Genomic DNA, 13,103 nt, shown 5'->3' with positions numbered 1-13,103 from the left:
CTCTAAAACGTTCTAGACGCTTTCAGTTGGTATGTCCGGATTAAAATAATGCTTGCGGCAAACCGAGATATAGGTCTCGTGTCCACCAATCTGGATCTGCTCTCCGTCGTAGACAGGTTTGCCCGCTTGGGTGCGCAAGACCATGGTCGCCTTTCGGGAACAGTATTGGCAGATGGTTTTGATTTCCTCGATCTTGTCCGCTAACAAGAGGAGGTGTTTAGAACCTTCAAAGAGTTCATTTCGAAAATCATTTTTGAGGCCAAAAGCCATCACCGGCACATCCAGTTCATCAACGACTCTTGCCAGATCATAGACATGGTGGCGTTTCAAAAACTGAGCTTCATCGATTAAGACACAGTAAGGTTTGATTGCTTGGTTTTTAATAAAGCCAAAGATATCGGTTTCGTCTTCGATCGCAACGGCTTCCCGTTTCATACCGATCCGGCTAGAAACCACTCCAAATCCATCACGCGTATCGATTGCTGAGGTCATGATAACGACGCTTTTGCCTTGCTCTTCATAATTATGGGCCACCTTCAAAATCTCAATGGTTTTACCTGAGTTCATGGTCCCATATTTATAATATAATTGTGCCATTTTCCTTCTGTTCTCTCTAAAATGTGTTTCATTATCATTTTACCATAATTTTGCTGACCTTTGTATCCCAAAATGTGATAAAATAGTCCTATAAAAAATTTAGGAGGTGGCCATATGCCATTTGTACGAATTGATCTATTTGAAGGACGCACTTTGGAACAAAAGAAAGCCCTCGCTAAAGAAGTAACGGAGGCTGTTGTCCGCAATACTGGCGCTCCTCAGTCAGCTGTTCACGTTATCATTAATGATATGCCTGAAGGAACCTACTTCCCTCAAGGTGAAATGCGCACCAAATAATATTTCCACTAGAAAAACCTTTCTTGCTTGTGATAACACATAGCAGGAAAGGTTTTTGTTTTATTTTTCTTGTGCTTGACGTTCTGCTTTACGTTCTTCAAATTCTTCATCACTCATCAGAGTTCCACCGACATTAGCTGATTTAGCAAATGCAGTGTAGCGGCGCAACCATCCGCTTGAAATCTTAGATTTGAAAGGTTTCAAGTGTTTACGGCGTTCTTCAAGCGTTGCATCATCGACAAGCAAATCAAGGGTACGATTTGGAAGATCAATCACGATTTCATCCCCATCTTCGATTAAGGCGATATTACCACCTTCTGCTGCTTCTGGAGAAACGTGACCAATCGCAATCCCACGAGTAGCTCCTGAGAAACGACCATCCGTAATGAGAGCCACATCCTTACCAAGACCGCGTCCGACAATCTTAGAAGTTGGCGCAAGCATCTCTGGCATACCAGGACCACCTTGCGGACCTTCGTAACGAATGACAACGACATGTCCCTTCTTGACTGTTCCATTGTCAATCAACTCAAGGGCTTGATCTTGTGAATCACAACAAATAGCCTTACCGCGGAAAGTGGTCACAGACGGATCGACGCCACCGACCTTGATGACCGCCCCATCTTGAGCAATATTTCCGTAAAGGATAGACAAACCACCAACTGGTGAGATAGGATGCTCAATTGGATGGATAATTTCTTCATTTTTGATTTCCGCACCAGCTACGTTTTCTTTCAAGGTTTTACCAGTAACTGTAATACGATCACCCTTAATAGCACCTTTTTTGATCAACTGATTGATAATGGCTGGAACACCACCAGCTTCTTGCACATCATGCATAGTGTAAACACTTGAAGGTGCAATTTTAGAGAGATAAGGTGTCTTCTTGGCAATTTCGTTGATATCTTTGAGATCATAGTCAATCCCTGCCTCACGCGCAATCGCAAGTGTATGGAGAACCGTATTGGTTGAACCACCCATGGCCATATCAAGCGCAAAGGCATCATCGATAGCTTCTTTGGTCACAATATCCCGTGGACGGATATCTTTTTTAATATTCTCCACCAATTGTTTGGCTGCTTGGCGAACCAATTCGCGGCGTTCATCTGAAACAGCTAGGATGGTACCATTTCCTGGAAGAGCAAGACCTAATACTTCCATCAAACAGTTCATGGAATTGGCGGTAAACATACCAGAGCAAGAGCCACAAGTTGGGCAGGCATTTTTTTCCAAGAAATCCAGCTCATCCATGCCCATATCACCAGCTTGATAAGTACCGACAGCTTCAAACAAACTTGAGAGAGTCGCCTGATGCCCCGTCATGTCAACGCCACCCTTCATAGGTCCACCAGAACAAAATACAGCTGGCACATTGGTCCGCATAGCTGCCAAAATCATTCCTGGTGTAATCTTGTCACAGTTGGGAATATAGAAAACACCGTCAAACCAGTGGGCGTTGATGACTGTTTCAGCAGCATCTGCGATCAACTCGCGTGATGGCAAACTATAACGCATCCCGATATGTCCCATAGCAATTCCATCATCGACACCGATGGTATTAAATTCAAAAGGAATCCCACCAGCCTCGCGAATAGCTTCCTTAGCAACATCTGCTAATTCACGCAGGTGAACATGGCCTGGAACGATATCAATATAGGAGTTACAAATGGCAATAAAGGGCTTTTGCATATCCTTTGCTGATTTTACTTGCCCTGTCGCATAGAGGAGACCACGCGCTGGTGCTCGGTCGATCCCCATTTTGATCATATCACTTCTCATCTTGTTCTCCTTCTAGTTCTTCATTTCTACCTCCTAATCTTACCACTTTGACATCAATTGTCAAGAACTTTCAGAAAATTTATAATATTCACGGTACACAAAAAGCCTGGTTTCCCAGACTTCATTTTAGTTTGCCTGCTTTTTTTCGATCTGCCAGAGCCGAAGCTGGTAACAAATTCCACTCACGACAAGGCTAGAAATAAGGCCGATCCAATAGGCGTATGGACCCAAGTTGGTCACATGATCAAGGAAAATCCCTAGTGGGATAGAAATGCACCAATAACTAAAGACTCCTAATAAGAATGGAACGGTTGTATCTTTATACCCTCGCAAAATCCCTTGTAGGGGTGCTGCAAAAGTATCAGCCACTTGGAAAAAGAGACTATAGGTCATGAAAATAGCTGTTTGTTGCACAAAAATTGGATCCTTGCCATACAGCCCTGCTAGTTGGAAGCGGAATGTATAGAGAAAGACGAGAGTGACAATGGCAAATCCAAATGCTGTCAGTCGTCCCAAACGGCAATATTGTTTGACCACTTCTGGTCTTCCTGCTCCCAGTTCGTAAGATACGATAATCGCCATGGTACTAGAGATACTAACCGGGAAAGCATACATCAGGGTAGAAAAATTCATGGCTGATTGGTGGCTCGCGATGGTCAGTGATGGGAATTTTGCCATTAACAGACCAACCAACGAGAAAATGATAACTTCTGCAAAGACAATTCCACCGATTGGAAGCCCAAGTCGCAATACTTCTTTCATCCCTTTAAAATCATAAGGCTGCGGCTTCCACAATTGGAAAGGTGCTACCTTGGGATGCTTGCACAAGATCAAAACCGCAATAACCAGCAAGACCCAGTAGGCCAGAGAGGTTCCAAGTCCTGCTCCTGCTCCTCCCATCTCAGGAAAACCAAATGCCCCATAGATCAGGATATAGTTAAAACAAGCATTCAAAGGCAAGAGCAAGAGCATCAAGTACATGGATAGACGCGTCATTCCCAAAGTATCGAGGAAGGTCCGCACGATACTAAAGAGCAACAAAGGTAAGATTCCTAGAGAAAGGAAATATAAATAGCGAATGGCTATTTGGGCAACAACATTTTCTAAACCGATCTGCCTGAGAATCATGGGCGCAATCCACCAAACAAAGCCTATTAAGAGAATGGCCATACCAAATGACTTATAGAGGAATTGGTAAAAATCGCCAGCAATCCGTTCTTTATTTCCCTTGCCTAAATGATGCCCAACAATCGGCGTCAGCGCAGAGACAATCCCTGTCAGGAAAGTAAAAAATGGATTCCACAGACTGGTAGCTGTAGAAACACCAGCCAAATCAAGGGTCCGGTACTGACCAGTCATGGCTGTATCGACAAAGCTGGCTGAATAATTGGCTAATTGGTAGATTAAAATCGGCAAAAATAGACTCAAAAACAAGCGCAAGCGCTCTTTAAAGTGATAGGTTACATACATGATTCTAACTCTCTTCTCATCAAATAAGATTTTCTCCTCTTCCACTCTACTATATGTTTCCTTAAAAGTCAAAAAACCGAAGATCCAAGGACCTCCGGTTCATGTGAGATTAGTGTTTGTTGCGGTTTAAAATAGCATTGAGAACGATCGCCAAGACACTGGCAACGACAATTCCGTTAGCAAAGAACATTTGGAATCCTGTTGGAAGGCCATTGAAGAGGGTGCTGTTGTTCAAACCAACCCCTGCAGCAATCGATACAGCAGCGATCAAGAAATTGTGCTCATTGTGTTCAAAATCAACACGCGCAAGAATCTGCATCCCTTGAATCGATACAAAACCAAACATCACTAGCATCGCTCCCCCAAGAACTGGACTTGGAATGATTTGTGCCAGAGCTCCAAACTTAGGCAGGAGACCAAGAAGAACAAGGAAACCAGCCGCATAATAGATTGGGAGACGAGTCTTGATACCAGACAATTTCACCAAGCCAACGTTTTGTGAGAATCCGGTGTAAGGGAAGGTGTTGAAGATACCGCCGAGAAGGACGGCCAACCCTTCAGCGCGATAACCATTGCGAAGGCGCGTGCTATTAATTGGATCTTTAGTAATATCAGAAAGAGCAAGATAGACACCTGTTGATTCCACCATAGAAACTGTTGCGATGATACACATCATTAAGATGGAGGTGATTTCAAACTTAGGAGCTCCAAAGAAGAATGGCGTTGGAACGTGAATCACTGGTGCTTGCGATACAGGTGTGAAATCCACCAAGCCCATAGAAGCCGCAATGGCAGTACCTGTGATCAAACCAATCAAAATTGAAATGGATTTAATAAAACCAGTCGTATAGATATTAACAACTAAAATGATGAGAATAGTCACCACAGCCAAAATCAAGCTTTGAACGGTTGGTTTTGGCGCATTATTTCCCATATTTCCAATCGCTACTGGAATCAAAGTCAAACCAATGGTTGTAATAACAGATCCCGTTACAATAGATGGGAAGAGATTAGCAATCTTAGAGAAGAAACCAGAGACAAGGATGACATAAATCCCTGAGACAATCAAGGCACCAAACATAGCCCCACTACCATGGCTAGCTCCGATCATGCTAAGAGGTGCTACCGACTGGAAGGCAACCCCAAGGACTACCGGAAGACCGATCCCAAAGTATTTATTGAGCTGCACTTGAAGGAAAGTTGCGACCCCACACATGAAGATATCTGTAGAGATGAGGTAGGTTAGTTGATGAGCGTTATAGCCCAAAGCTCCTGCGATCATGATCGGCACCAAAATAGATCCCGAATACATGGCCAAAAGATGTTGCAAGCCTAGAATGGCCGCCTGTGAATGGCTTTCTTGTTTTTGCATTAGATGTCTGCCTCCTTGAATACAACCTGACCATTTTCAAAACGGTCCAAACGTGCGAGGGATACAACTGGATATCCCAACTCTTCTAACAATCCCCGTCCATCTTGGAAGGATTTTTCAATCACGATCCCAATCGCTTCGACTTGAGCCCCGGCTTGTTCGATGATTTGAATCAAGCCTTTGGCTGCTTGCCCATTTGCAAGGAAATCGTCAATGATCAAAACCTTATCTGATGGATCCAAGAATTTACCAGCAATCGAAACTGTGCTGGTGACTTGCTTGGTAAAGGAATAAACCTCAGCCGTCAAGATGCCCTCATTCATCGTGATGTTTTTCGCCTTTTTAGCAAAGATCATGGGAACATCCAGTGCTTCAGCTACATAAAGGGCAGGTGCAATCCCAGATGCTTCAATGGTCACGACTTTGGTCACACCAGCATCTTTGAACCGGTCCGCAAAAGTCTGACCAATTTCTTTCATCAATTTGAAATCCACTTGGTGGGTCAAAAAGGAGTCCACCTTGAGGATACTCTCACCTAAAACATTGCCATCTTTTAAGATGCGCTCTTCAAGTAATTTCATACTTCCTCCTACTTTTTTAAAAAATCCTCTACTCATTCACAAAACACAAAAAGGCCTGCTAAGCAAGCCTTGAAATCTCTCTAGAAAGAGAGATAATCCCGACTTACTTATTGTTAGGTGTTCCGGCACCTTGTAGAAACATCACGCCCATTCGTGAAATAAATAAGTAATTCAATTAGTGTGCATCGCCATTCCAGATAGAATTCTTAACGATCACATAGTCAACGTGTTTCAAATCTGCTAATTTTCGGCCTCCTGCATAAGAGATCGAACTTTGCAAATCTTGTTCCATTTCCGTTAAGGTGTCTTGCAAATGACCCTTGGCAGGCAATAAAATCTTCTTACCTTCGACGTTCTTATAAGCGCCTTTTTGGTACTCGGAAGCAGATCCATAGTACTCTTTGAAAGACTCTCCATCAATCTCTACTGTTTTACCAGGACTTTCGATATGTCCTGCAAAGAGAGAACCGATCATGACCATAGACGCCCCGAAACGAATCGATTTGGCAATATCACCATGAGTCCGAATACCACCGTCCGCAATGATTGGCTTACGAGCTGCTTTTGAGCACCAGCGAAGAGCAGCCAATTGCCAACCACCTGTACCAAATCCAGTCTTCACTTTGGTGATACAAACCTTACCAGGGCCGATTCCGACCTTAGTCGCATCAGCTCCCGCATTTTCCAATTCACGAACAGCTTCAGGAGTTCCAACATTTCCAGCAATGACAAAGGTATCTGGCAATTCTTTCTTGATGTGTTGAATCATCCGAATGACACTATCCGCATGACCGTGTGCGATATCAATAGTGATGTACTCAGGCGCATCTGCCTTTAATTGACTCACAAAGTCGTATTCGTATTCCTTAACACCAACCGAAATGGAAGCGATCAAACCTTGATCATGCATGCGTTTGACAAAAGGAATCCGACCCTCTTCATCAAAACGGTGCATGATGTAGAAGTATCCACCACGCGCCAACTGCTCTGCTACATTCTCATCCAAGATTGTCTGCATATTGGCTGGAACAACTGGAAGCTTGAAGGTATGATTTCCAAATTGAACGGTTGTATCTGCTTCTGAGCGGCTATTGATGATACATTTGTTGGGGATCAACTGAATATCTTCATAGTCGAAAATAGGAAATTCATTTAACATAGATTGAAAAATCTCTTTTCTAAAAACTGACCTACCTATGCGCAAGCGCATCGCTACGTCTCTTGACGTTTCCTTGATAGATTATACCAAAGATACGGACCTAATGCAACGGGAATGATTTTATAGGAAATAACGTTCGGAAATTACAAGATAAAAACCTGTTTCAAACAGAGAAAAAGGTTTTATTTATGAACATTTTGGAGCCAATTGTTGACTTCTCTAGCTACAATTTCTGGCGCCTCTGTATATAGTTCGTGTCCCAAACCTTCTAGCAATACTTGCTTGATCTGGGGATCTAGTTGCTTCAGAGCTTCTTTTCTCCATTCAGGCTCTTCTTGGTATCGAGGTCCAATAAAGAGAACAGGCAGGTCTGCCAGTGGAATCTGGTAAGTCTTGATCTGACGCCGTAGACGCAATAAAGCCATGACCTTTTCGAGATCCAGATTTAATTCATATTGTTCACTCACTGGATTCCAACGATAGCTAGCCTCTACCGCTTTTCGCGCTATAGGAGTAGGATCTGCTCCATCACCAAGTTCGGATAACACAGCTTCTTCTAAAGTTGCAAAGACTTGCTGCTGCATGAAGGACGATGTGCCGTCTAGCTCTTCCTCCAAAGGCAGGATCTTTTCCATATCCAGATAGCCACCATCCAGGAGAATCAGAGCCTGAATCTGAGGAAACTCAGCAGCCAGATAACGAGCCAAATCTCCACCCAAGGAATGCCCCAATAAACAGATCTCTTCTGCCTGGCCAATCTGACCTTGAAACCAAGCATGAAGATCTTTTTCTGTCCGAATCATTTCCCTATAGGGATCTAGAAAAGTTACGGGAAAGCCTAGTTTTTCAATAAACGGAGCCAGATGGTAGCTATTGCTACCTAGGCCACCGATAAAATAAAACTGCATGTGTTTTGTCCTCACTATTTAAATTCTGAAAACTATAAGTGATCGCGATTTTTTTCATACCACTCTCTGTATTCTTTATACGTATTGATCGGAGTTTGCTCATTTGTCTTTGGATCTGTTGCAATAACATCTAATTTATCCTGACCAACTGGCGCAAACCAATGGCGCATATCTTGGAAAATAGCTTCCGGATCATTGTAGTCTCCTTGTCTAACTACAATAAAGGCTAATCCTCCATTCCTCTTAAAATATTCAGGATATTCTTTAATAAAATTTAGCTGAACGTCTTTTCTTACTTTAAAATTCTTTCTGTAAGATAAATCATAATAGCTTATAAAACCGTACTCATTAGCTATATCAGCTAGATTGGTATAAGAAAATGAAAAAGGGCGCCATTTATATTCTGTCTTATCTTCAGGAAGTGCCCGTGTGATCTTCTCACTTTCTAAATCTAAAGCAACTTCTTTTTTATCTTTATCGTTCTCCTTATTTACCAAAGAAAGAACCATATAATCTCTACCATTATCCGAATATCCTCCTCTTGCCTGAAAGTCCAGTTTGTATCTCTGATCATAGGTTTGTAAAAGCTCGACCACGTTAATCGTTTTCGGTGGATTCTTCAAATGATTAAGATCATAGACATCAAATGATAATCCAACCGGTTGATTAGATCCGCTACCAATAAACTTATCTGTAGTTGCAACATAATAATTGGATAAAACAAAAGATCCATTAGCTCCACTCGTCTCATAATAAACATAGCGATTCTGAGATCCAAAAGTTTCGATTCTTTCTACCTTTGTTTTAACAATCTGTACTTCATGGTCTTCCTTCCACTGAACATATTTAGGCCAGACATAGGAATAAGCAGAGTAGGCAAAGAGAGCTAACAAAATCAAACTCACAATCACCTTAGTCCGAAAGCTGAGGGCCTTTAGGTATTTCATTCGATTAACATTCTCCTATCTATTTCTAGTTTTTAATCAATTCTCTAGTTTTTTACACAAACTATTTCTATTAAACGAGGGGTTGGTATTACTCCGGCAATTCTATCTTCAAACTCATATCCGTCGGTTGTAACACTTTCTGAACCGCCGCAAGAAAGGCCAATCCATTATCAGATGGGGAATACTGGAATGTGATATGGATGATTTTTTTATCAAACTTATCACCATATCGCTCCACATACTGCTTGCTTTCGAGGAAGTAGATGTAGTTGTTGAGTTTTTCTTGAAGCTTCAAGAGATGCTCCTCTTCTAATGACTCTATCCATTTGTTTTCATCAATCAACAACAACTCTAGATGATCATCTGAAACACCCATCGCATCGATACTCGTAACGTCTAGTACAATTGGCCATACCTCTGCAACTGATTTAATTTTTCTTCTATTCTTATTTTCCTCTTTCTTTTGCTCTTTAATGATGTATTCTACTTTCTCTTTATCACAGTTTTTGAAAAGCTCCATAGAATCAATTAAATTACAAATATTACGGTAATAATTCACCTTTTTCTCATTAGGAAGATTATAAATTCTGTCAAGAACAATAGGTACTATGGCCTCCGCATCAATAATAAAAGGTAAAGAATCATATTCTTCCAGTAAATCCTCTTGTTTTTTGATAAATGATACAACTTGATATAAATGTATAATATACTGACTAGAAGCTAATTCCTTTAAAATATTAAAAGTTCGATCTGGAATATCAAAATCTCCCTCTACATAAATTGGATAAAGGCTATATTCTATCAAAATATGAGTATCTGTAATATCTTGATAATATGAGTCTCGATGACCAATTCTATACTCGGGATCAATACCTAAGAAAGCATCTATTTCTCTGTGATTTTCAATAGCTTTTTTATACCGCATAATATCCCACTCGGTATCTTTTTTTAGTCTATATGTCTTCATTTATTACTCCATTGAATCTAAAATGAACTTTCATGACGTTTCTCTACCTTTCGTTTCGATTAAATAATAGTGCAATATCATTCACTATCTTAAATTGACATTCTCACCCTCTTCAATCCAATATTGCTCCTCTTTGGGGATCAAATGATCAAAACGTCCTGAAAAAAACTTCCATCCGTTTGGCACATATCTTTCGTAGTTTTTCATCCCCAGATGGTTTGAATAAAATTCTTCTTTATCAAAATCGATGAAAAGATCCGGAAGCAAGGCTTTTCCTTCCAGAATAATCTCTGAATTCAAGTTCTCCTCTTCCATTGAACGTTTGATCATTGAGATCAATTCTTCAACGGTCACCTTCAGCCAATCATCTTTATACATTTCTAAGTAGGACTCAAGATTGTTTTTTGTAACCACATAAAGATTCTGTTGAATCTCAGGTAAATAGGAAAAATCAAGATCCCAACCTGCTTCCTTGTAGGATTGAATATATTTATCAATATCCATTGTCCACATATCATTGGAACAAACGTACCAGTTAAACCTATGGTTCGCAATAACTCCAACAATATTTATTTCTGGCTTGTTTATTAATTGATCTTTATCCACTAGTATTTATCCTATATCTATTCTTCAATTGTAATTAATCCTCACCATATACATCGCTGCCACAAGCTAACCAGAATTTTTCTTCTTCTGGAATCTTATCCCCAAATGATTTATATTTGCCTTTCCATGGTTCTGAAACATATTCTTCGAATGATACGTATTCTGCGTACTGCGAGTACAGTTCCATCTCATCCATATCAATAAACAGGGAAGGTTTAAAGTCGTATACTGCGTTCAATCTATCTTCCTGATACGATTTAGCAAAAGCTTCTCCCAGCTCATTTCGATTACATTTGTATGCTTCCATATCTTCTAAGAAATATGGCAATGTTTCATTGGTCAGTTTCGAAGAACGTTTTCGCTCATCATACAGAGTATCAAGCGAATAGCGTGCCACCTCATAATCAATATACCAGAATTCCAAATCCGAAACATACCAGGTATATTTATTTTTATGTTTAAAAAGAACAACAATATTTTCACCGTACTTAGGTTCGATCATAATTTCCCCAATCCAACTATATTTTTTCTCTTATTTCTCTCTCGATGTGACATAATATCAGCGAATCGTGTTGTGATTGGCAAACGGCTATCTTTTGTAACAAATTCTAAAACAAATTCCCGAGTCGTTTCCAGATCAATCCAATTCCCACAAGAAATATAGATTGGTTTGACATCTTGATGAGTCCGTAAAACTTGCCCATAAATTTCACCGTCTTTTACAATATTTGTATAAGCTCCCTCACGATTTTCAGGGACAGTATATTGAGCCCCATCAATATGGTAATAGTTTTTAGCGACGCCAATTGTCGGCTTATTTAAGTAGAAAGAAGCGTGTGTCGCTATTCCCATATTGCGCGGATGCAAATATCCATTTCCATCAAACATATACAAATCTGGTATAACACCTAAAAGTTTTACTGCCTCTAAAATCAAAGGTAACTCTCGAAAAGCTAAATAACTAGGAAGATAAGGAACATGGATTTCGTCAGAGTAACTCACTTCCTCCAACGCTTCCATAGTTTTACGGTCGATGACAACGATACATGCAACACCGTATTCCTTATCTCCTTCTTTCCAATAAGCAAGGTCCACTCCTGCCACATATTGGATATCAGAAGGTATGAAACGATTCGTCAAATCAATCTGAGATCTCAAGCGATTTTGTTCTACTTCAAATTTATGTCTAAAGTCGATAAATCAACACCCCACTTTTTTGCTATCTTGAAATCATCTTCGGTAGGCTCTGTTTTTTCTTCAATAACTTTACCAGTCTCATCATATTTCTTATAGAGAATTTTTCCTCCTGCAATACAATAAGAAACCGACTTAATATCACCATTTTCAAAATATTCTTTTTGAATTCCTTCGGCTGAACCTCTGTCTTGATTATTAATTCTTTTAATTTTTCCATTAGAATAAAAGTAGACAGCTAGACCATGCCTATACCCATTATCTATATATCCATAAAACTCTAATTGACCATCTGAATATAAATCATAGGCTAAACCAGTATAAGGAACCTCTTCTCCTAATTCATTTTCACAGACAATTTGTTCATAGAATTCTCCGCCCCAATCAAGTTCTTCTTCAAAACAAACACCATTTTGAAGCACTTCTTCTTTTGTTAAAATCTTCTCTTCCATCATTTTTCAACCTTAGAATTTTTTTTATAGCGTTCCTTCCGCAACCAAATCATAAGGGAAGTACGGAAGTCCTTCTAATCCCTTGTAATCCAATCCTTTAATTTTACAAAGAGCACCTGCTTCAAAGGACCAGTAGCCATAATAACTTCTGTTATTGGTTTTATGTAAATTGTACCATCCTGTATCTCTGCTACCTTGGTACCATTTCTTAGCCACATATTCTTTAAGCAATTTTAGAGCTTGTTCAGAATCCTCTTCTTCAATAATTTTTCTGGTAAAACCATAAGGCTTTGGAAAATTATAATTCAGTCGAATCTTCCACTCTGGACGACGATATTGAATCAGATAGTCAATCAAATAGTCCTCTGAGTCATCCTTCTTGACCAAATCTACTAGCTGATTAAACATATTCTCCTCAATATCTAACAAAATTCCAATAGAGAGAGCCCAGACCATTTGTTCATAGCCAGAATTTCCTTGCCAAGATAGTTGCAAACTCTCTAAATACTTAATATACTCACCCTTGAAATCTTCAATAGAATAACCCGCAGTATAAGTCGCTATCATAACTTCTTTTTGGTACCGACATATTGATGATCTTATATTCGAAATGACAACATTATTGTCCAAAGAAAATTTTTGGATCCCTTCTTTCTCATCCTGTTCAATTACTTGAATTCGTTCTTCAGAATCTTGAATGGCTTTTTGAAAAACTTGGATTAGTCCATTTATATTATTTTTATCTGAAAACGTGTCTCTTAGTTCCAACTCTAT

General features: G+C 40.0%; 15 protein-coding genes and 1 riboswitch. Of the genes, 1 reads left to right on the top strand and 14 read right to left on the bottom strand.

The window, feature by feature from the left end:
- Window positions 1-12 precede the first annotated feature (12 nt).
- Complete coding sequence (locus QM351_RS02530; protein ID WP_070674102.1) at window positions 13-597, bottom strand: thymidine kinase; 585 nt, start codon at window positions 595-597, stop codon at window positions 13-15.
- 114 nt (window positions 598-711) lie between these two features.
- Between QM351_RS02530 and QM351_RS02525 the strand changes: the two genes are divergently transcribed.
- Window positions 712-894 (top strand): 4-oxalocrotonate tautomerase, encoded by a 183-nt coding sequence (locus tag QM351_RS02525; protein WP_001117401.1) that lies wholly within the window; start codon window positions 712-714, stop codon window positions 892-894.
- Between the two features lie 60 nt (window positions 895-954).
- Here the strand turns inward: QM351_RS02525 and ilvD are convergent, their stop codons facing one another.
- The 13 genes from ilvD to QM351_RS02460 form a co-directional block, all read right to left on the bottom strand.
- Window positions 955-2,673, bottom strand: a complete 1,719-nt coding sequence (ilvD, locus tag QM351_RS02520; RefSeq protein ID WP_414326424.1) for a dihydroxy-acid dehydratase — start codon at window positions 2,671-2,673, stop codon at window positions 955-957.
- A gap of 126 nt (window positions 2,674-2,799) precedes the next feature.
- Window positions 2,800-4,143, bottom strand: a complete 1,344-nt coding sequence (locus tag QM351_RS02515; RefSeq protein ID WP_414326423.1) for an MATE family efflux transporter — start codon at window positions 4,141-4,143, stop codon at window positions 2,800-2,802.
- 109 nt (window positions 4,144-4,252) lie between these two features.
- The gene (locus QM351_RS02510; RefSeq protein ID WP_195529457.1) at window positions 4,253-5,515 is read right to left on the bottom strand and encodes a nucleobase:cation symporter-2 family protein; all 1,263 of its coding nucleotides are present in this window, start codon (window positions 5,513-5,515) and stop codon (window positions 4,253-4,255) included.
- On the bottom strand, window positions 5,515-6,096 hold the full coding sequence (locus QM351_RS02505; protein WP_045759435.1) for a xanthine phosphoribosyltransferase: 582 nt from the start codon (window positions 6,094-6,096) through the stop codon (window positions 5,515-5,517). Before QM351_RS02505 ends, QM351_RS02510 begins: the two co-directional genes overlap by 1 nt.
- 90 nt (window positions 6,097-6,186) lie before the next feature.
- Window positions 6,187-6,282: riboswitch (purine riboswitch) on the bottom strand.
- Window positions 6,272-7,255, bottom strand: coding sequence for a GMP reductase (gene guaC, locus QM351_RS02500; RefSeq protein ID WP_045759434.1), 984 nt, complete (start codon window positions 7,253-7,255; stop codon window positions 6,272-6,274). It overlaps the preceding riboswitch by 11 nt.
- A 182-nt stretch (window positions 7,256-7,437) precedes the next feature.
- Window positions 7,438-8,163 (bottom strand): alpha/beta fold hydrolase, encoded by a 726-nt coding sequence (locus QM351_RS02495; protein ID WP_195487213.1) that lies wholly within the window; start codon window positions 8,161-8,163, stop codon window positions 7,438-7,440.
- 32 nt (window positions 8,164-8,195) lie between these two features.
- On the bottom strand, window positions 8,196-9,110 hold the full coding sequence (locus tag QM351_RS02490; RefSeq protein ID WP_414326420.1) for a hypothetical protein: 915 nt from the start codon (window positions 9,108-9,110) through the stop codon (window positions 8,196-8,198).
- An 88-nt stretch (window positions 9,111-9,198) separates the two neighbouring features.
- On the bottom strand, window positions 9,199-10,077 hold the full coding sequence (gene ifs, locus QM351_RS02485; protein ID WP_414326418.1) for an NAD glycohydrolase toxin immunity factor: 879 nt from the start codon (window positions 10,075-10,077) through the stop codon (window positions 9,199-9,201).
- Between the two features lie 84 nt (window positions 10,078-10,161).
- On the bottom strand, window positions 10,162-10,683 hold the full coding sequence (locus tag QM351_RS02480; protein ID WP_254728115.1) for a hypothetical protein: 522 nt from the start codon (window positions 10,681-10,683) through the stop codon (window positions 10,162-10,164).
- A gap of 34 nt (window positions 10,684-10,717) precedes the next feature.
- Entirely contained in the window at window positions 10,718-11,185 is a 468-nt protein-coding gene (locus QM351_RS02475; RefSeq protein ID WP_254728113.1) for a hypothetical protein, read from the bottom strand.
- Window positions 11,182-11,841, bottom strand: coding sequence for an endonuclease V (locus QM351_RS02470; protein WP_302849505.1), 660 nt, complete (start codon window positions 11,839-11,841; stop codon window positions 11,182-11,184). Before QM351_RS02470 ends, QM351_RS02475 begins: the two co-directional genes overlap by 4 nt.
- Before the next feature lie 11 nt (window positions 11,842-11,852).
- Window positions 11,853-12,332, bottom strand: coding sequence for a toxin-antitoxin system YwqK family antitoxin (locus QM351_RS02465; RefSeq protein ID WP_414326416.1), 480 nt, complete (start codon window positions 12,330-12,332; stop codon window positions 11,853-11,855).
- Between the two features lie 21 nt (window positions 12,333-12,353).
- Window positions 12,354-13,097 (bottom strand): PoNe immunity protein domain-containing protein, encoded by a 744-nt coding sequence (locus QM351_RS02460; RefSeq protein WP_254728109.1) that lies wholly within the window; start codon window positions 13,095-13,097, stop codon window positions 12,354-12,356.
- Window positions 13,098-13,103 lie beyond the last annotated feature (6 nt).

Origin of the sequence: Streptococcus parasanguinis, from assembly GCF_047465465.1 — a bacterium.
GTDB lineage: Bacteria > Bacillota > Bacilli > Lactobacillales > Streptococcaceae > Streptococcus > Streptococcus parasanguinis_AI.
Note: the sequence above shows the minus strand (reverse complement) of the source record. Positions and strands in the feature narration are given on the sequence as shown.